The following is a 19,513-nucleotide window of genomic DNA, read 5'->3' on the forward strand; positions in this document are numbered from 1 at the left end:
GTTTTTATGACTGCAGCGTTTTTAGCCCCTGTTCCGTTTCAGCAATGTAACGTTTAGGGGCAAAGCTGTCTGCACTGGCTTCATGCAATGCCTGAGCAAATTTCACAGGGCTTTTACCATTTAACAAACAGCCCGGTTCCAGATCAGTATAAATTTCGTCGAAGCGGCGCACCTCTGTTTCACTGATACGACGAAAAATATGCGAGCGGTTTAACTCCGACGTGTGTTTAAGGCCGGCACTGGCGATAATCTCCATACAGGCACGTACGGTTTCCTGATGAAAGCGGGCAACCCTGCTGGCTTTATCCGGTACCACTAAGCCCCGGGTTAGTGCCGGGTTTTGTGTCGCGACACCGGTCGGGCAGTGATTTGTATTACATACCAGCGACTGCACACAGCCCAGCGCCATCATCATGCCGCGCGCGCTGTTACAGATGTCGGCGCCCAGCGCCAGGTTTTTCACCAGATGAAAGCCGGTGAACACTTTACCGCTGGCGATAACTTTAACTTGCTGCTTCAGGCCAAATCCAGTCAGCACATCACAGACAAACGCCAATGCTTCACGCAGCGGCATGCCCACAGAGTTGGAAAACTCCAGTGGTGCGGCACCGGTGCCGCCTTCACCGCCATCGACAGTGATAAAATCAGGTGCCAGGCCGGTTTCTATCATGGCTTTACAGATCGCCACAAACTCGCTGGCGCGGCCAATTGCTAACTTTATGCCGACAGGTTTGCCGCCCGATAACTGCCGCAGTTGCTGAATAAACTGCATCATTTCCAGCGGTGTACCAAAAGCGCTGTGCGCCGGTGGTGAGTCTACCCGGGTACCGGGCTGCACCAGCCTGATACGGGCAATTTCGGCGGTGTTTTTGTCTGCAGGCAAAATGCCGCCATGGCCGGGTTTGGCGCCTTGGGACAATTTAATTTCGATCATTTTGATAGACGGTTTAGTTGCCACTAGCTCAAAAGACGCTGCATCAAAGTTGCCGTGCTTGTCGCGACAGCCAAAATAGCCGGTACCAATTTGCCACACCAGATCGCCACCATATTTCAGGTGATAATCGCTGACGCTGCCTTCTCCGGTATTATGATAAAAACCACCGAGCGCTGCGCCTTTATTCAGAGCCAAAATAGCGTTATTGCTAAGTGCGCCAAAGCTCATCGCTGAAATATTAAAGATGCTGGCCTGATAAGGCTGGCTGCAGTGCGGGCCACCAATGCTGATTTTGGTCACCGGATCGTGTGGTGCATGATGACGGGCAGCAATAGAGTGGCCTATCCATTCATAACCAACGCGTTGTGTATCCAGCTTGGTGCCATAAGGATTAGTATCCAGGCTACCTTTAGAGCGCTGATAAATGACTGAGCGGAACATCCGGTTTATCGGGGTACCATCAGTTTCTGATTCAAACAGGTACTGACGCACATAGGGCCGGATAAACTCCATCAGCCAGCGGGCATGTGCAATCAGCGGGTAGTTACGCAATAAACTGTGGCGTGTTTGCAACATATCATAGATGCCGCGCAGGATCAGAGGCACAATGATAACCAGTGTCCACCAGACCCAGGGCCAGCGCAGGCTCAGCAAGGTAACAAGCAGTAGTGTTGCGACAGACAAAATAATAAATAAACGACGCATAGCATTGATTCATTGGTGGCAGTTGTAACACACCCTAGCACAGCATAGTGCAAAGTGCAGTTTGCAGAAACGATAAAGCGATGGTAAAAAAGCTAACCTGCCGTTTGCACGGCAGGTTAGCGGGTTTTAAGCAGATTGAAATACACTGTCTAGCAAGCGGAAGCTACCCGCATCCGCATCCAGCTCAACCCGGCCGCCAACCGGTACAATAAACTGCTGCTTTATATGGCCAATCATAGCACCGCGGTAAGCGGGTATATTCAGCGGCTTGATATGATCATCAAAAATCTGGTCCATCGTCAGCCAGCCATAACCCCCGCTTGGACGGCAGTCGGTGCATTCACCAAAAATAAAACCGGCAATTTTGTCCAGCGCGCCCATCAGTTTTAAAGTACTTAACATACGGTCTATGCGATAAGGGGCTTCTTCTACATCTTCGACAAACAGAATTTTGCCGCTGAAATCGGGCAGGTAAGGAGAGCCGGCAAGGGCGGTCAGCACGGTAAGGTTACCGCCAATCAATTCGCCCTGCACCTTACCACCGATGATGGTGATGGTGCGGTTTTGTCTGGGCGCCAGCTCGTCTTTAGCATCCATCACGTTTTGGTAGTGCATTAACTCGCGGTCAAAAAATACCCGGCGGAACTGATCGGCATTAAAACTATTCCAACTGCCGGTGCCGTTCGGGCCATGAAAAGTGACCAGACCGGTCTGGGCATGAATAGCGTTATGTAAAGCGGTTATGTCGGAGTATCCAAGCAGAATTTTCGGGTTGTTGCGGATCAGGTTGTAATCCAGCAACGGTAGCACCCGGGCAGCACCTGAGCCGCCGCGTAAGCAGATGATGGCTTTGACGTCTTTGTCAGCAAACATGGCATTAATATCACTGGCGCGCTCAAGGTCAGTGCCGGCAAGATGGCCACGGCGTGATGCCAGGTGCTGGCCGGTTTTTACTTTTAGCCCCAGCGCCTGCATGACTTCGGTGGCAATTTGCAAATCTATTTTGTTGTCAGTGGCTTTTGACGGGCTGACCAGTGCGACCGTATCGCCAGGGTTCAGCGCTACCGGTAACACCCGCTTGCCCTTGTTGGCAGCAGGTGCTGCTATGACGTTGGCACAACTTGCCAAGGGGATCAGGCTGGCTGCCAGCGCGCAGTTTTTTATAAATTGTCTTTTATCCATCTGACGGCTCCACGTTTGTAATAATTTATTCAGCATACCAATAGCAGCTTTACTAAAAAATTCCAAGACGGTAGCGTAAAAATGCGACAACCGCCGCCGGTTTTACGGGCAGCGGCAATCAAAGGCAGGTTATTTTTTGGTCTTTTTTACCACTTTTTTAGCGGCGACTTTGCCCGGCTTCTTCTTTTTCACCGGTACTTTGGCTTCTTTGTTGTTAGGGCGCAGACTGTCAACAACACGGCGTTTCAGTTTTTGTTCGCTGTAGCGTTCTATTTTCGCCAGAATCGCCATGTCGTGTGCTTCTACCAGCGAAATGGCTATGCCTTTTTTTCCGGCCCGGCCGGTGCGGCCAATGCGGTGTACATACACATCTGCAGTACGGGGCATATCAAAGTTAATCACGTGGCTGATATCATCAATATCCAGCCCACGTGCAGCAACATCGGTTGCCAGCAGAATATTTACCCGGCCACTACTGAAGCGTTCTACTGCCTGCATCCGTTTGTCCTGCGGCATTTCGCCCTGCAACCAACCACAGCGCAGACCGGCGGTTTCAAGCTGGCCGGTTAAACTGGCCAGCCGCTCGCGGGTTTTGACAAATACAATAGCTTTAGTCACGTCTGGCTGTTTTAGTAAGTGAATAAGCAATGCCAGTTTATGCTGCGCATCGTCTGCCAGGTGCACCCACTGCAGAATTTTGGCTTTTTCTTTGCGTGACGGTATGGCTTCCAGCCGCTCGGGCTCTTTTAATGCCCGCTCGGCAAAACGCTCCAGGTTATTACCTTCCAGCGTGGCAGAGAATAAAAACGTCTGCCGGCGGCGGCGGGCTTCCAGCACTATACGGTTCATTTCACCAATAAAGCCCATATCCAGCATACGATCGGCTTCATCCAGTATCAGTACTTCTACTTCGTCGGCCTGAAAGCTTTCTTCATCCAGATATTCGGTCAGGCGCCCTGGTGTCGCGACCAGTATGTCGTTATTTTTTTCCAGCGTATCTTTATGGCTGCCGTAATTAATCCCCCCGGTAATCACACCTACGTTTAACGTCGTGTGCTTAGTGAAGTGTTTGAATTCGTCATACACCTGATATGCCAGTTCGCGGGTAGGGGTCATCACCAGTACACGGGCAAACCCCGGGTCTTTGCGGCCGAAGTCGAGTAAATACTGGATTGCAGGTAATACGTAGGCCAGCGTCTTGCCGGTGCCGGTTGGTGCACTGGCCAGAATATCTTTACCATCCAACGCCAGTGGGATCGCCATTTCCTGGATCAGCGTTGGCTGCTCAAAGCCGCGTTCGCTAATGGCGCGGTTAATGTCGTCATCCAGTTGAAATTCTGCGAATGTTGTCATGTAGTCCTCAGCATTATTGCCTGCCCGGTGACAGTTTGCCCGCTTCGCCGTAAACTGGCGGCGGAGGTACTGATGTCAGCCGGTTTTCAATGTAAAAAATTTTATGTAGCCCATGATCGGTGCGCGATGAAAGTCGGCACAGACGGTTTATTACTTGGCGCTTTTGCACCGCTACCACCAACTGGCAGTGCTATTCTCGATATCGGTGCCGGCTCAGGCCTTATTAGCCTGATGCTGGCGCAGCGCACTGCAGGCGCCAACCCGATTGACGCCATTGAACTTGATGCCGCTGCAGCGGAGCAAGCTGCTTTAAATGTCGCTGACAGCCCGTGGCCGGAAGCAATCCGGCTGATAAAGGGCGATATTCTAACCTATCACACTGATAAACGTTACCGCTTAATTGTGTCTAATCCGCCGTTTTTTCAGCGTGCCGTAGCCGCGCAGGATGCCAGAAGGCATCAGGCCAGGCATACAGATAGCTTACCCTTTACCCGTTTGCTCAATGTTGCAGCCGGCTTGCTGTGTGAAGAAGGCACATTAGCCATAGTGCTACCCGTTAGCAGCGCTGAAGACTTTATCCGCCTGGCGCTGTCTGGTGGCTGGCAGTTACAACACAGCTGTACCGTTTTCACTAAACCGGCCAAAGCACACCGTAGTTTGTTATGCTTTGGCCGCAGTGGCAGCGCAGGTAAACTGCAGCAGACACAGCTGTATATCCATGATGAAAGCGGTGCTTACTCATTGCAGTACCAGCAGTTACTCAGCGCTTTTTATCTGAAGTTCCCAGATTAAACAGGCCAACCTTATGCAAAGCAGCCCCTTTTCGGCACAGGAATGGATACATATTTTACTGCGGCAGCAAGGGCTGTTGCAGCCGCCAGCGTCCCTTGAAGCGGCGGTACAGCAACTGGGCTACGTGCAGATTGATTCTATTAATGTGGTACAGCGTGCTCATCATCATGTGCTGCACAGCCGTTTGCCACACTATCAGCCCCAGATGCTCGACAACGCTGTTGCCAGTGGTCAGGTATTTGAATACTGGGCGCATGCCGCAGCTTATCTGCCGATGGCTGATTATCGGTTCAGTTTATACCGTAAACACCAGCTGAAACAGGGTGAACGGCACTGGCATGAACCGGATCAGCAGATGATGGCGCAGGTGCTGGCCAGACTGCGCGAAGAAGGGCCGCTGACGGCAAGCGATTTTAATGATGATGTGAAAAGCCGCGGTAGCTGGTGGGACTGGAAGCCGGCGAAAAAAGCGCTGGAGCAGTTATTTATGCACGGTGAGGTAATGGCACTGCGGCGTGACAATTTTCAGAAAGTGTATGACCTGACCGAACGTGTCTTACCCGCTACGGTAGATACAAGGCTGCCGGACGAGGCGGAGTTTTGTCGTTATCTTATTCAGCGTTATCTGCAGGCTCACGGGTTTGGCACCGTAGGCCAGATCGGTTACCTGCGTAAAAACATTAAAGCTGCGCTGCAAACTGAGCTTACTCATATGCTGGAGCAGGGCGAATTAGCGCAGTTTAGCTATCAGGGTAAAACGCATTATTTTTTACCAGACGTTGATTCTGCCGCGATTGAAACCGGTAATACCGTCTGGTTACTTAATCCCTTTGATAATGTGCTTATCCAGCGCGACAGGTTAAAACAGTGGTTTAATTTTGACTACCAGATAGAGGTGTATGTGCCTGCGCAGAAGCGCCGTTTTGGCTATTACAGCCTGGCGATTTTGTGGCAGACGCGAATGGTTGGCCGGGTAGATGTAAAAGCTGACCGGGCCAGCAAAACCCTATTGTTGCAGCAACTGACACTGGACGATGGCGCTTACGATAGCCACGGTATGGTGAGTAGTAGCTTTATTGAGGCTTTTGAGCATGCGGTGGCGGCTTACACCCGCTTTAATGACTGTGTACGCTGGAAGTTAGTGTCATGCCATGACAAGCTGCTAAAGCAGAACTACAGGCGCTTACAGTATCTTCAGGCATAAAAAAACCACCGCTTGCTGCGATGGTTTTTTGCATTGGGTTAGAGCTTAGTGTTTACGGCGTAAACGCAGCCCCAACAAACCTAAACCCAGAATGGCGACAGTAGCAGGCTCGGGTACTTGCACCTGAGTGACAAAGCTTGGATCACGTAACCACAATGACACATGAGACAACCCGGCTGGGTTTTTACCATTTGGTGTCTTAAGAACCTTAGACATATCCCAGGTACCGCTAAACATATAGTTCTCGTCGTCTGTACCCACGACAGGATCCAGCAACAAATCTTTCAGCGAGAAATTATAAATCGCGTAATCATTACCGCCTTTAAAAATTACTGCGGCCTGATCAAAGAACTTATTGGCACCCAGGATATTCATCAGTGTCTGAGGATTATATTTAGGTGGTGTATAAGTCCAGGTGCCAGAGGTGCCACCGCTAATATCAATAATACCTTCTTCAAAGGTGTAACTGTCAAAACCATCCCGCTTCACGGTACCTGACTCGTATGCGCCGGTGTCTAAATCAAGTTTACCGACAAAAATCCAGCCCGGGTCAACAAACACGTCTTTGTCTTTTAGATCCTGCAGATCAGATTGATCAACAAAAGCGCCATAAGGGCCGAACAACGAAGTATCGTTTAAAAAGCTGGTATCTTTCCAACCCAGGTTTGAGTTAAGGCCTGGGCCAAAGTCGTAAACTCCAGCCGGATAAACAGTCTTGTCGTTATATACTCCAAGGCAGTCGCTTGGCACAGCAGTCCCAGCCGGAAGCAAAATGGGCGTACTACCTGCACTCTGTTTCTGAATACTGGTTATCTGAATAGCAGCAGGGGTAACTTCACAGTTACGGATGCTGGTCAGCGTTGCCTGTGCATTAAAACTGCCTACAACTGCAGCCATAGTAAGGCTGGTCAATACTAATTTATTCATACACAACTCCCTATCCTTGAGGAGCGCGCTGTTGAGACAGACGGCGCTTTAACAACTAATAGCGATACACTTAATAACGCTAATTCTACAGCAATATCTGTGCCTGAAATAAAATCTGTTAACATTTCATCTGTTTACAAATGTACAGCGGGAATTGGCGGGTTTAATTGTAAACAGAACTGACATATCTATCTGTTTTATAAGTGCTGAGCAATTTCCTGTAGTACCTGACTAACCCAGTCATTTAGCCGCTCGTCAGTCTGGTCATACTGGTTTTCATCGTCCAGTGCTAAACCGTAAAATAATTCACCATCTGCTGTCAGCGCTTTAGAAGCAATAAAATCGTAACCTGCGGTTGGCCAGAAACCAATTCTTACCGGTTGTTGTGGTGCTATGGCTTCGTGCAGCATACCCACGGCGTCGATAAACCATTCGGCATAGCCAAGTTGATCGCCCATACCGTAGATGGCGACTATTTTGCCGCCAAGGTTTACGTTGCTGATCTCATCCCAGTGTGCTTCCCAGTCTTCCTGTATCTCGCCAAAATCCCAGGTAGACAGGCCAAGGATCAGAATATCGTAGTCAGCCATCCGGCTAAGCGGCGTATGTTTGATATTGTGCAGCTCAACGGTATCAGCGCCAATCAGCGCCTGAATTTTCTCGGCCACCATTTCGGTGTAGCAGGTGGTTGAGCCATAAAATAAGCCAATTTTCATGCCGTTCTCATTACAACATTTGGGCGGTAAAAGTGCGCGCAGTGTAGCAGATTAGCTGGTGTTACAAAATCCCGGCTTTGCCTCAGGCCATGCTTAGGCTACCATAGCTCAGGTTTTACAGGCGGATAGCTATGGCAGAAAACACAGCCCAACTGCAGGCTGCTGACGGTGTGCTGATTACTGAGTTTCTCGACCAGCTTTGGCTGGACAAAGGTGTCAGCGAACACACGCTTAGCGCTTACGGTACTGACTTAAGAAAGTTTGCTACTTTTCTGGTGCAGCAAAGAAAGGGCTTACTGGATGCCGATGCCCAACTACTAAACCGTTATCTGGCACAACGCATCGACAAGGCATTTAGCCCCCGCAGTACGTCCAGAGCGCTTAGCAGCCTGCGGCGGTTTTATGCTTATGTGCATCAAAGTGGCAAAATAGCGCAGAACCCGTTAAGTCAGTTATTAAACCCCAAAATTGGCCGCAGCTTGCCAAAAACGCTGTCTGAGCAGGATGTTAATGCCTTGCTCAGTGCCCCCGATGTGAACGACCCTATTCAGTTTCGGGATAAAGCGATGCTTGAACTGCTGTACGCCAGTGGTTTACGCGTATCGGAATTAGTTGGGTTGTCGATGCAACAAATTAACCTGCAGCACGGTCTGGTAAGGGTAACGGGGAAAGGGCAAAAAGAGCGGCTGGTGCCGATGGGCGAAGAAGCTGCGCACTGGTTGCGGCTTTATCTGCAGCAGGGCAGGGTGTTGCTGCTGGGTGGCCAGTTGCTGGATGTCGTGTTTCCCAGTAGCCGGGCGCAGCAAATGACGCGGCAAACCTTCTGGCACCGTATTAAATTTTATGCCAAAGTAGCGCACATTCAGGCTGAGCTGTCGCCTCACACGCTGCGTCATGCTTTTGCGACCCATTTACTGAACCATGGTGCCGATTTGCGCGTTGTACAAATGTTGTTAGGCCACAGCGATTTGTCGACGACTCAAATTTATACCCATGTCGCGCAGGCACGTTTGCAAAGCTTGCACCAGCAACATCATCCGCGCCCTTAGGCGCTTAGCAGGAAAGTATATGAAGAAGTTTGTTTTAGCCTTATGCAGTATTGGATTTATCGCCTCAGCGCAAGCGCAGCTAAAAGCGCCGGAGGCCGAATATGAGCAGGTACGTGAGCAGTTCAGCCAGTTGAATCTGACAGTCAAAGCCGTGGCTGATGCGCCGCTGGATGGGTTATTGCAGGTATTTACCAACAGAGGGCTGTTCTTTACCTCAAAAGATGGCCAATACTTTATCGAAGGTAATATTTACGATCTGAAAAATAAGGTGTTGGTAAACGACGAACAAATGCGGCCTTATATTCAGAAGCAGCTGGCAGCTAGTGAAAACGACACTATTGAATACAAAGCAAAAAACGAAAAGTACGTGATTAACGTGTTTACGGACCCGACGTGTGGTTATTGCCGTAAGTTACACAAGGAAATGCAGCAATATAATGATGCAGGTATCACCGTGCGCTATCTGGCCTTTCCGCGCAATGGCCTGGGCTCTGATACCTATCTGCAGATGCAGCATATCTGGTGTAGCAAAGACAGCCAGTCTGCACTTACCGCTGCAAAAAATGGAAAAGACATTACACCTGCGATGTGCCAAAACCCGGTAAAGGCACAATATGAATTGGGCCAGTCTTTTGGTATCAGCGGTACACCTGCCATTATTCTGCCCAGTGGCCGGTTAATTCCCGGGTATCAGCCGGTAAAAGCGTTACTGGAACAACTGAAAACAGATGCATAACCTGTTATGTCTGCAGTAAACCGTTTTATTCAGCGCCGGGCTTTACCCGGCGTTTTACCAAGCTTAGCCGGTGTGCAACATCCGGTGTTGCAGCGCTTATACATCAGCCGTGGTATAACCGACATGCGCGAACTTGAGCGTGGTGCCGCGGCGTTATTGCCCTTTAACAGCCTAAAAGGCATCGACGCAGCGGTAGAGCTTCTGGTACAGGCATTGTCAGAGCAGCAACATCTGGTAATCGTTGGTGATTTTGATGCGGATGGTGCCACCAGTACCGCTGTACTGCTAAGTGGCCTCAAAGCGCTGGGCTTTAAGTATGTCGAATATCTGGTACCAAACCGTTTCGAGTACGGCTACGGCCTGACGCCGCCAATGGCCGAGCTGGCTGTCGCGCAGGGAGCTGAGCTGATTATTACCGTTGATAACGGTATTTCTGCTGTTGACGGTGTGGCGCTGGCAAAAAAAGCCGGTGTTAAAGTACTTATTACCGACCACCACCTGGCGGGCAATGAATTGCCTGACGCCGATGCTATTGTTAATCCTAATCAGCCAGGTTGCAGCTTTGGCAGTAAAGCGCTGGCAGGCGTAGGTGTGGCGTTTTATCTGCTGTTGGCGCTTAGAGCGGTATTACGTGAGCAGCACTATTTTACCGGACAGCAAAGCGAGCCTAACTTAGCCGAGCTGCTGGATTTGGTTGCTCTTGGCACGGTGGCCGATGTGGTGCCACTGGATAGTAATAACCGTATTCTGGTGCACCAGGGGCTGATGCGAATTCGTAGCGGTAAATGCCGCCCCGGTATTCAGGCACTGATTGATGTCGCAAACCGCAATGCGCAAAAGCTCACTGCCAGTGACTTTGGTTTTGCGCTGGCGCCGAGGCTAAATGCCGCTGGCCGGTTGGATGATATGTCACTGGGCATAAGCTGTTTACTGGCACCAGAGCTTGGGTTAGCAAGGCAATACGCTGCTGAACTGGACAGTTTAAATGTCGAACGCCGGGCGATTGAGCAAAGCATGCAAACTGAAGCTCAGGCATTTTTAAGCCAGTTATCTTTTGATGGCAAGGAGCTGCCCGAATGCCTGTGCCTGTATCGGCATGACTGGCATCAGGGGGTTATTGGTATTTTAGCCGGACGGATAAAAGAGCAGTTTCACCGGCCAACGATAGTATTCGCCCAAGGCGATGATGGCGAACTGAAAGGCTCAGCCCGTTCAATAAATGGCTTGCATATCCGCGATTTGCTTGAAGAAATTTCTACACAGTATCCCGGTTTAATTAAGAAGTTTGGCGGTCATGCGATGGCCGCCGGGTTAACCATCAGTGCCGAGCGGCTTGATACCTTTAAGTTGGCGTTGTCGTTAACAGCCAAGAAGCATCTGACAGCAGAGCAACTGACTGCCGTTGTTTATACTGATGGTGAACTGCCGGCAGATTGCTTCGAGCTGGATTTTGCCAGGCTGTTGCAACAGGCCGGGCCCTGGGGGCAGGCGTTTCCTGAGCCGGTATTCGATGGTGAGTTCAGCCTAATCAGCCAAAAAATGCTGTCCGATAAGCATCTGAAAATGGTACTGCAAACGGCAAGTGGTAAATTGGTGGATGCAATCTGGTTTAACGCCGACAACAAGGCCTGGCCTGATGTTAACGTACAAAAAGTACAGCTGGCGTATCAGTTGGATATTAACGAATTTCGCGATAAGCAAAGTTTGCAGTTAATTGTCCGGCATATGCTGGCATGCTAATGACTGTTATTCAGCAGGCAGGCTAAACCAAAACAGGCTGCCGCCGTCTGGCGGTGCCTCGTAACCGGTTTCGCCGCCCAGGCGCTGCACGATTCTGGCTACAATGGATAAGCCCAGGCCGTGTCCGTCAGCTTTTTTGGTATCCAGACGGTTGAACTGTGCAAACAGCGCAGTTTGTTTCTCCAGCGCTATGCCCGGGCCACTGTCTTTTACCCAATAGCGGATCTGGCCATTTGACAGCTCATTAGCCCCCAATACTACTGTAGGTGCCTCACCGCCGTATTTAATGGCGTTAGAGATGTAGTTTACCCATACCTGCTCCAACCAGGGCGAAAAACCTATTGCCTTAGGCCAATATTCGGTAAAGCGGAAATTGGCATTATGTTCACTGGCGAAGCTGGATAAGGTGGCAGCGGCTGATGTAGCTATTGCTTTGATATCAAGTAATTCTGTAGCGATATTATCAGTGCGGCGGACACTGGCAAGCATTAGCAAGGCATTAATAATGGTATTCATCTTCTCTGCACTGCTATGAATGCTTTGCAGCAGACTGCGGCGTTGTTGTTCAGACAATGCGCTGGCAGCACCCTGTAATAATGCCGTTTGTCCCAGCAATGCTGTTAAGGGGTGCTTTAAATCGTGTGCCACTGTATGAGCATAAGCATTTAACTCGGCATTCTGCTCAGACAGTTCTGCAGACTGCTGCTGTAATGTATGGTTGTTCTGTTCCAGTTCTTTTGTCCGCTCCGATACAAGCTTTTCAAGATCCTGCCGATGTCGGATCAGCTCCAGCTCAATTTCAGTGCGTTTGTTTAAATCATCCAGAATGTTCTGCCGCATTTTGTTTATCGCTTCGACAACCATATCCAGCTCGTCAGGTTGCCTGGTCGCCGGGCGGTTCAGGCTAAGCGGCTGGTCCATGTTGTCACTGTCGAGTGTTGCCGCATAACGCGCCATGTTTTCCAGATGCCGGCTAATGGCATGGCGGAATAAATACAACAGAATAAGAGCGGCAACCAGTAATGATAAACAGGTGGTGATACTGATAGCGACGGCTTTGGTTTTTAGCGACTGGTAAATGGCATCATCCATCAGCGTCACCTGCAGCTCACCAAGCAGATACTGATCATTGCCAATATGATACTGCAGCGAAAAGCTGCGGCTGTCTGCTGCCTGCTTTTCAGAGGTGTTATTGCGTTGCCAGCGGGTACCAATATCATCCAGCAAGGTGATATCGCCGACACCTGGCAAGGCTGCTAAGCCATTCAGCAGCACATTGATGCGCTGCTCATCGACAGCCCACATGGCCTCTTTCAGGCTTGGAATGTAACTTTTTTCTATCTGGTCAAACCGGTCCCGCAAAGCGGTCATTTCGCTTTTGTAAGTCAGGTAAATCTGTAAGCCGGTTACCATCACCGCCATCAGTGCAGTGAAACTGAGCGTGATAACAACGAAATAGACACTGAGCTTACGTCTAACTTGTGTTATGGGCATCGACTGTCCTTAATACAGGCTGTCTCAGTAGCCAAGCTGTGGATTAAACCATAGCTCTGGCTCTGTCAGCGGTGTCGCCTTGGGCAAATCTGGGTTAGTCAGCGTTATTACAGTACGCGAGTGCAAAGCTGACTTATTAATTGAGTCAGAAAAGTGTTTAAGAAACAAGAGTTTCATACTGCCATCTGCCATAGCCGCCCGTAAACCTTTTTCGATAGCTACTGCCAGTTGTGGTTTACCATGGCTGACAAAGAAGTACAGTGGCGCAGGGTAGTACAGCGCCCAGTGGCTATCAACGCTAATTCCATCCTCGTTATGCTGTGTTACCTCGGGCCAGATCTCAGTAGCTGAGCGCGGAAAATAACTGATACGCCGTCGTTTTAACATTGAAAACAAGCCGCTGTAGCTGGAGCTTGGGAAAACATTAAAGCCGTTTTGCTGCAATACGTTAAGATCTGGCCAGTCATGTCCCTGGCCGCTTCGCAGCTGTTTCAGTTCATTGATGCTGAGGGTGTCAAACTGTTGCTGATCCTGGCTATTGATTAGCAATAACCGCCAGCCAAGTAAACCGCGATCTATAGGGATCCGTATTGCCAATAGCTCTTGTTCGCGCGTTGTGGTGGTAAATGTCCAGACTACGTCTAAATCCCGCTCAAGCTGCACATGTCGCAGCGTACGGTATTGGCCAAGTTCATGTTTACTGGGCAGGGCAATGTAATTTTCGCCAGAGCGTGCCAGTGCCAGCTTAAGCAGGTCAATGGGGTAGTGGCCTCTGGGGTCATCAGCCATAGCTTCTGACCAGGCGTATATAACAGGAGTTTTTTCCGGGCTTGTTGCTTGCTCTGGAGCAGCAAAGGCTGCAGACACCATAAGCACAGCAACACAGTAGCCGAGAATATTAGCTTTGGTCGCCAGCAGGAGCATTGCGCTTAGTTTAAACATAACCTGAACAAAGCTTAAACGAAGAGAGTAGTGCCAAATTATAGAAAAGCCTGCAGAATGTACATCATATAGCAGAACAAATTAGCTTAATTCATGTGTAATTAAGCAAATATTGCCTCAGGACAGCTGCATCGACGGCAATAAATTTGCTACAATCGCCGCCTATTTTTTATCTGGCATTTCAAGGTTACAGACAACAGCATGTTTGAAGTCAATCCGGTGTACAACAGCATTAAAGATCTCACTGAACGCACTAACGTGCTTCGGGGGTATCTTTGACTACGATGGCAAGAAAGAACGCTTAGAAGAAGTTTCCCGCGAATTAGAAGATTCTGCGATTTGGAACACGCCGGATAAAGCCCAGGCACTGGGTAAAGAGCGCTCGGCACTGGAGCAGGTTGTTGGCACTATTGATAAGCTGGATCAAGGCCTGGAAGACGTCGAAGGCTTAGTTGAGCTGGCGGTTGAAGCCGAAGATGAAGACACTTTCGAAGAAGCCAAAGCCGAACTGGCCGACTTAGACAAACAGCTGAGCCTGCTGGAATTTCGCCGGATGTTCTCCGGCAATCATGATGCAAACGACTGCTACCTCGACATTCAGGCCGGTTCTGGCGGTACTGAAGCGCAAGACTGGGCCAGTATGCTGATGCGTATGTATCTGCGCTGGGGCGAAGATAAAGGCTTTAAACCCGAGATCTATGAAGTTACCGACGGTGATGTCGCCGGTATTAAAGGCTGTACCATCAAATTCAGCGGAGAGTACGCCTACGGCTGGCTGCGCACCGAAACCGGCGTGCACCGTTTAGTGCGTAAAAGCCCGTTCGACAGCGGTAACCGCCGTCATACGTCTTTCGCCTCGGTGTTTGTCTCGCCAGAGATTGATGACGACATCGAAATTGAAATTAACCCGGCCGATTTACGTATCGATACCTACCGCGCCTCGGGTGCCGGTGGTCAGCACGTAAACCGGACTGATTCCGCGGTGCGTATTACCCACTTGCCAACCAATATCGTGGTGCAGTGTCAGAACGACCGTTCACAGCATAAAAACCGTGACAATGCCTATAAGCAACTGCGCGCCAAACTGTACGAGTTTGAGCTGCAAAAGCAAAATGCAGAAAAGCAGGCACTGGAAGACACCAAGTCGGATATCGGCTGGGGCAGCCAGATCCGCTCTTACGTGCTGGATGACTCGCGCATCAAAGACTTACGCACCGGTATCGAAACCCGCAATACCCAGTCGGTATTAGACGGCGATCTGGACAAATTTATCGAAGCCAGCTTAAAAGCCGGTTTGTAATTGTTGATACTAACTTATTGAGTGTGAATCGGTTTAGCCTAAGCTAACCGTTGAAGGCATGGATGCCGGACAAATTCGCCGGGAGCGAATTTGAACAGCTTTGCTGATCCGCGAGGATAAACTTCTTGGATGAAGTTTATAATCGAGCCTACAGGGAAGTATTCACGGCGTGTTGGCGTGGCTAAACCGGTTCGTTAGCGCTGCAGTAATGACTTAATTAAAACTTCGACTTCAATCAGGAAATACACTATGTCTGACCAACAGCAACAACACGACGAAATTCAGGACGTAAACAAACTGATTGCTGAGCGAAAACATAAGCTGGCGCAGCTACGCGAAGACGGTTTTATGTTCCCGAACGATTTTCGCCGTGAGCATATTTCTGACGAAATCTTTTCTAAGTACAATGACTTAAGCAAAGAAGAACTCGAAGCGCAGAAAATTGAAGTAAGCCTGGGCGGCCGTATGATGACGCGCCGCATTATGGGTAAAGCCAGCTTTACCACGTTGCAGGATATGGGCGGTAAGTTCCAGGTGTACGTGGCGCGTGACAGCCTGCCAGAAGGCTTATACAACGAGCAGTTTAAAAAGTGGGACTTAGGCGACATCTTAGGCGTTAAAGGCCATTTATTTAAAACCCAGACCGGCGAGCTGACCGTATGGGCCACTGAAATCCGCTTATTAACCAAGGCGCTGCGCCCGCTGCCGGATAAATTCCACGGCTTAACCGATAACGAAGCGCGTTACCGTCAGCGTTATTTGGATCTGATTTCAAATGATCAGTCACGCCATACCTTTTTAGTGCGCAGCAAAACTGTGGCTTACATTCGTAAGTTCTTCAACGAAGAAGGCTTTTTGGAAGTAGAAACACCAATGCTGCAGGCTATCCCAGGCGGTGCATCGGCGCGTCCGTTTGAAACGCACCATAACGCATTGGATATGCAGATGTTCCTGCGTATTGCACCAGAGCTTTATTTAAAGCGTTTAGTGGTAGGTGGCTTTGAAAAAGTATTTGAGCTTAACCGTAACTTCCGTAACGAGGGCGTTTCAACCCGTCATAACCCGGAATTTACCATGCTGGAGTTCTACTGGGCCTATGCCGATTACAACGACCTGATGGATTTAACCGAAAAGTTATTCCGCGGCTTGGCGCAGCATGTACTGGGCTCAACTGAAGTGCCGTATCAGGGCGAAGTGTTCGACTTTGGCAAGCCGTTCGCGCGCATGTCGGTTACTGAATCAATTCTGCACTACAACCCAGAAATCACTAAAGAGCAATTAGCCACGCGTGAGTCGGTAGCGGCACTGGCGAAATCACTGCATATTGAAGTGAAAGATAACTACGGCCACGGCCGCCTGTTAATGGAAGTGTTTGACGAGCTGGTAGAAACCAAGCTGCGCCACCCAACCTTCATTACCGAGTACCCGGCAGAAGTATCGCCACTGGCACGCCGTAACGACCATAACCCGGAAATTACAGACCGCTTTGAATTCTTTATTGGTGGCCGCGAGCTGGGTAATGGTTTTAGCGAGTTAAACGATGCTGAAGATCAGGCCGAGCGTTTCCGCGAGCAGGTAGCACAAAAAGACGCCGGTGATGATGAAGCCATGTTCTACGATGATGACTTTGTTACCGCGCTGGAGCACGGCTTACCGCCAACCGCTGGTCAGGGTATCGGTATCGACCGCTTAGTCATGTTACTGGCCGACGCAGCCTCAATCCGTGATGTTATCCTGTTCCCGCATATGCGTTTACATCACGATAAATAAGCTCGCCTTATTATCAGAAAAGCCAGACCTAGTGTCTGGCTTTTTTGTCTCTGCCTCGAGCGGCTTGCGAGGGTTCAGCCGTGGTAAAGCAATATTCATCCAGACACTAGTGTTTAGTTAATACTAGTGTTAATCTGTCACTAGTGTTAACTCAATACTACTGGTTTTATCGTGAATGAATGTGATCAAAGCAACCAGTCTGTGCAACAGGCCGATATAGATGCTTTAACGAAAAAATTTAGTAAAGAGCTAAGTGCAGGTACCTCAGCTCTGGTGTTACTAAGTATTTTAAATAAGGCTGATAAACCTTTGTACGGTTACCAAATCGGTAAATTACTCAAGACCGATAAGCAAGGCGTGATTTATCCGGTGCTTCGGAATATGGAAGCGAAAGGCTTGCTACACAGCGAAACACAACCTTCAGAAAATGGCCCGCCACGAAAGTACTTTACGATATCGCCGTTTGGTAAAGCTGTACTGGCGCAGTGGTTACAAGTATGGCAACACACTCAGCAGCTGGTCGAGCATGCTATTTCAGACAACACGAATGGAGATCACGATGCCAGATAATAAGGTTGAGCACAGCATTGGGGCCTATTTGGCTGCATTAGCTGCCGAGTTAAAACAGCAAGACCCTGCGTTAATTCAGGATGCATTGTTTGATGCTGAAAGTCATTTTCGTGATGCGTTAGCAGAAGACAGCACTCATTCTATTAATAGCATCATGGCGCAGTACGGTACACCCGAGGACATTGCGCAATATTATATTGAAATGGAAGAAACAGTTGATTGGGCGTTAAATGGTAAGCAAAAGCAAGATGCCAATAGCGGCAAGCCCGCAGGTTTCCTGGCTATTTTTACCAACCAGCAAGCGTACAAAGCGCTTATTTATTGCTTTGCGCATTTTCCGCTGAGTATTGCCTATTTTGGCTGGACAGTTTTAGTGGGCTTAACAAGTTTAATCGCGTCGGCTTTTGTTGTTGGTTTACCGGTGTTGTTATTTTTTGTGCAATCGATGCATTATTTTGCTCTTTTCGAAGGCCGCCTGATTGAAGCCTTGCTGGGGATGCGTATGCCACGGCGCCCGCATTATGTGCCTTGGGTGGCGCAACCGACTTCAGGCAACAGTGTCGTGAAACCGCTGCTATCGAAACGAAACTGGACGACAGGCCTTTACCTGCTGCTGCAATTACCCATTGCCAGTTTGTATCTGGTCGCAGTGATTACGCCATCACTGCTTGCCCTGGTGCTGTTTTTGTCTCCAGTTGTTGACCCTATTGTTCATGCCTTTTATCCACAGCAGGACATCGACATCAACTGGTACTGGTTTCCGCTAACCACGCTGCTAAGTGGAGGCTTACTCGCGCTGTCATTGTTTTTGGCCAAACAACTGGGCAAATATCACGGCAAGCTTGCCAAAGCCATGTTGGTTTCTGTGTAGTCGGCTTGGCTTAAGGGGTAGAGGGAAAATAATGCACAGGACAATACAGTTTACACACGAGTGGCCCGTGTTCAGCTTTATTGCGCTGTGTTTTGCTATTACCTGGAGTGTCTGGTTTAGCGCACCTTTGATTGCAGGTAACGATTGGGCCTTTGTAAAAATTATCGTTGCAGCGGGGTTTGGCCCTGCACTGGCGGCCATTATTTTGGCTCAGCTACAGGGCACCGGTTGCAAGCTATGGACGCTAAAATGGTGGGGCTACTTTGGCATAGTGTTTAGTGTAATGGTGGGCATTTACGTCTCGATCCTTTGCACAGGCGATGGCATTACGTTAGCGCAATATGAACAAGCGGCAGCCATCGGTTTTACTGCGAAAAGTGTCGCTGCAGTAATGATGTCATCGGCTGTCGCTGGCTTTATTGTGGCGTGTTTAGCTTGTAGTGCTGATAAGCGCTTAAATTCATTGTTTGCCATGCCAAAGCAAAAACGGTGGCTGTTGATAGCCGTGTTTTTGCCGGCTGCCTGGATGCTGCTTGGCTGTTTAACCGCTTATATCACAGATAGCCCAATCCAGTATTTGCCAACAGATTGGTCAAATCCATCGCATCATCTGTTTCTTATCCGCAGTGTTGTATTCACGTTTGTCGTGGTCGCTATCGGTGAAGAATCCGGGTGGCGTGCATGGTTACTGCCTGAGCTACAAAAACGCTTTAGTCCGTTAGCCAGTTCTTTTTACCTGGGCCTGATTTGGGGGGGCTGGCATTTCCCGCTCTTTGTAATTGGCCAATATGACGAGTCGCCGGTGGCTACTTTTGCAAAAATGGGCGCCTGTGTGATCTTAGCGACCATGTTCACTTACCTATTTAACCGCACTAACCACAGCTTACTGGTGGCGGTATTGTTTCATACTGCATTAAATAATACGGCCAGGTTTATGCCGTTTACCGAACAGTCAGGTATTTATATGCTAGCGGTGCTAATCAGCATGATTTGCTTTGGGAAAATGTGGAGAAACGAGAAAGCCCTGCAACAGCTATAAAACTATCGATGGATAAAGTAAACAGCCAGGCTAATGCCTGGCTGTTTACTTTCTTTACCCTGTAAAGATTACTGAGCGCGGGTAACTTCTACAGTCGATTGTGCCTTTTATTTGCAACCACTATTTTCAACTAATTGTTTTTATTTGTTTTTATTGATGGCCCGACCATTGCAACAATTAATCTGCATC

General features: G+C 49.3%; 17 protein-coding genes. 10 read left to right on the forward strand and 7 right to left on the reverse strand.

Annotated elements, in window-relative coordinates:
- Nucleotides 1-4 precede the first annotated feature (4 nt).
- From AC5SV9_RS15210 to srmB, 3 genes are all read right to left on the reverse strand, one after another.
- Nucleotides 5-1,639 carry an FMN-binding glutamate synthase family protein gene (locus AC5SV9_RS15210; RefSeq protein ID WP_475150915.1) on the reverse strand — a complete coding sequence of 545 codons (1,635 nt, stop codon included), beginning with the start codon at nucleotides 1,637-1,639 and terminating at the stop codon, nucleotides 5-7.
- Between the two features lie 126 nt (nucleotides 1,640-1,765).
- On the reverse strand, nucleotides 1,766-2,821 hold the full coding sequence (locus AC5SV9_RS15215) for a S66 peptidase family protein (protein ID WP_475150913.1): 1,056 nt from the start codon (nucleotides 2,819-2,821) through the stop codon (nucleotides 1,766-1,768).
- A 129-nt stretch (nucleotides 2,822-2,950) separates the two neighbouring features.
- Entirely contained in the window at nucleotides 2,951-4,174 is a 1,224-nt protein-coding gene (gene srmB / locus AC5SV9_RS15220) for an ATP-dependent RNA helicase SrmB (protein ID WP_475150910.1), read from the reverse strand.
- Nucleotides 4,175-4,246: 72 nt separating this feature from the next.
- On the opposite strand from srmB, the gene AC5SV9_RS15225 reads away from it, so the two are divergent.
- Both AC5SV9_RS15225 and AC5SV9_RS15230 read left to right on the forward strand, forming a co-directional pair.
- Nucleotides 4,247-4,966 (forward strand): tRNA1(Val) (adenine(37)-N6)-methyltransferase, encoded by a 720-nt coding sequence (locus tag AC5SV9_RS15225; RefSeq protein WP_475150908.1) that lies wholly within the window; start codon nucleotides 4,247-4,249, stop codon nucleotides 4,964-4,966.
- Nucleotides 4,967-4,979: 13 nt separating this feature from the next.
- Complete coding sequence (locus tag AC5SV9_RS15230) at nucleotides 4,980-6,170, forward strand: winged helix-turn-helix domain-containing protein (RefSeq protein WP_475150906.1); 1,191 nt, start codon at nucleotides 4,980-4,982, stop codon at nucleotides 6,168-6,170.
- Between the two features lie 45 nt (nucleotides 6,171-6,215).
- Here AC5SV9_RS15230 and AC5SV9_RS15235 read toward each other — a convergent pair whose 3' ends face one another.
- The gene (locus tag AC5SV9_RS15235; protein ID WP_475150904.1) at nucleotides 6,216-7,097 is read right to left on the reverse strand and encodes a PEP-CTERM sorting domain-containing protein; all 882 of its coding nucleotides are present in this window, start codon (nucleotides 7,095-7,097) and stop codon (nucleotides 6,216-6,218) included.
- A 197-nt stretch (nucleotides 7,098-7,294) separates the two neighbouring features.
- A complete protein-coding gene (gene fldB / locus AC5SV9_RS15240) occupies nucleotides 7,295-7,813 on the reverse strand; it encodes a flavodoxin FldB (RefSeq protein WP_475150902.1) in 519 nt (172 codons plus the stop codon).
- A gap of 131 nt (nucleotides 7,814-7,944) precedes the next feature.
- Here fldB and xerD point away from each other — a divergent pair, with 131 nt between their 5' ends.
- From xerD to recJ, 3 genes are read left to right on the forward strand one after another with little or no spacing between them, the layout of a single operon-like run.
- Nucleotides 7,945-8,862, forward strand: coding sequence for a site-specific tyrosine recombinase XerD (xerD, locus tag AC5SV9_RS15245; protein WP_475150900.1), 918 nt, complete (start codon nucleotides 7,945-7,947; stop codon nucleotides 8,860-8,862).
- Nucleotides 8,863-8,881: 19 nt separating this feature from the next.
- A complete protein-coding gene (gene dsbC, locus AC5SV9_RS15250; protein WP_226767194.1) occupies nucleotides 8,882-9,598 on the forward strand; it encodes a bifunctional protein-disulfide isomerase/oxidoreductase DsbC in 717 nt (238 codons plus the stop codon).
- A 6-nt stretch (nucleotides 9,599-9,604) separates the two neighbouring features.
- Nucleotides 9,605-11,338: a single-stranded-DNA-specific exonuclease RecJ gene (gene recJ / locus AC5SV9_RS15255; protein WP_475150897.1), complete on the forward strand. Its 1,734-nt coding sequence runs from the start codon at nucleotides 9,605-9,607 to the stop codon at nucleotides 11,336-11,338.
- Between the two features lie 6 nt (nucleotides 11,339-11,344).
- Here recJ and AC5SV9_RS15260 read toward each other — a convergent pair whose 3' ends face one another.
- Both AC5SV9_RS15260 and AC5SV9_RS15265 read right to left on the reverse strand, forming a co-directional pair.
- Nucleotides 11,345-12,832, reverse strand: a complete 1,488-nt coding sequence (locus AC5SV9_RS15260) for a sensor histidine kinase (RefSeq protein WP_475150894.1) — start codon at nucleotides 12,830-12,832, stop codon at nucleotides 11,345-11,347.
- 24 nt (nucleotides 12,833-12,856) lie between these two features.
- Nucleotides 12,857-13,774: a hypothetical protein gene (locus AC5SV9_RS15265; protein WP_475150893.1), complete on the reverse strand. Its 918-nt coding sequence runs from the start codon at nucleotides 13,772-13,774 to the stop codon at nucleotides 12,857-12,859.
- Nucleotides 13,775-13,975: 201 nt separating this feature from the next.
- Between AC5SV9_RS15265 and prfB the strand changes: the two genes are divergently transcribed.
- The 5 genes from prfB (at nucleotide 13,976) to AC5SV9_RS15290 (ending at nucleotide 19,324) form a co-directional block, all read left to right on the forward strand.
- Nucleotides 13,976-15,074 (forward strand): peptide chain release factor 2 gene (gene prfB / locus AC5SV9_RS15270; RefSeq protein WP_331922515.1). Its coding sequence is split into 2 segments (ribosomal slippage): nucleotides 13,976-14,050 and nucleotides 14,052-15,074, totalling 1,098 coding nucleotides; the frame shifts between segments, so codons are not numbered across the junction.
- A 249-nt stretch (nucleotides 15,075-15,323) separates the two neighbouring features.
- Nucleotides 15,324-16,844, forward strand: a complete 1,521-nt coding sequence (gene lysS / locus AC5SV9_RS15275; protein WP_475150891.1) for a lysine--tRNA ligase — start codon at nucleotides 15,324-15,326, stop codon at nucleotides 16,842-16,844.
- A 171-nt stretch (nucleotides 16,845-17,015) separates the two neighbouring features.
- Complete coding sequence (locus AC5SV9_RS15280) at nucleotides 17,016-17,414, forward strand: PadR family transcriptional regulator (RefSeq protein WP_475150889.1); 399 nt, start codon at nucleotides 17,016-17,018, stop codon at nucleotides 17,412-17,414.
- Nucleotides 17,404-18,285, forward strand: coding sequence for a sensor domain-containing protein (locus AC5SV9_RS15285; RefSeq protein ID WP_475150886.1), 882 nt, complete (start codon nucleotides 17,404-17,406; stop codon nucleotides 18,283-18,285). Before AC5SV9_RS15280 ends, AC5SV9_RS15285 begins: the two co-directional genes overlap by 11 nt.
- Nucleotides 18,286-18,316: 31 nt before the next feature.
- Nucleotides 18,317-19,324: a CPBP family intramembrane glutamic endopeptidase gene (locus tag AC5SV9_RS15290; protein WP_475150884.1), complete on the forward strand. Its 1,008-nt coding sequence runs from the start codon at nucleotides 18,317-18,319 to the stop codon at nucleotides 19,322-19,324.
- Nucleotides 19,325-19,513 lie beyond the last annotated feature (189 nt).

The organism is Rheinheimera sp. ATLC3 (assembly GCF_059429535.1).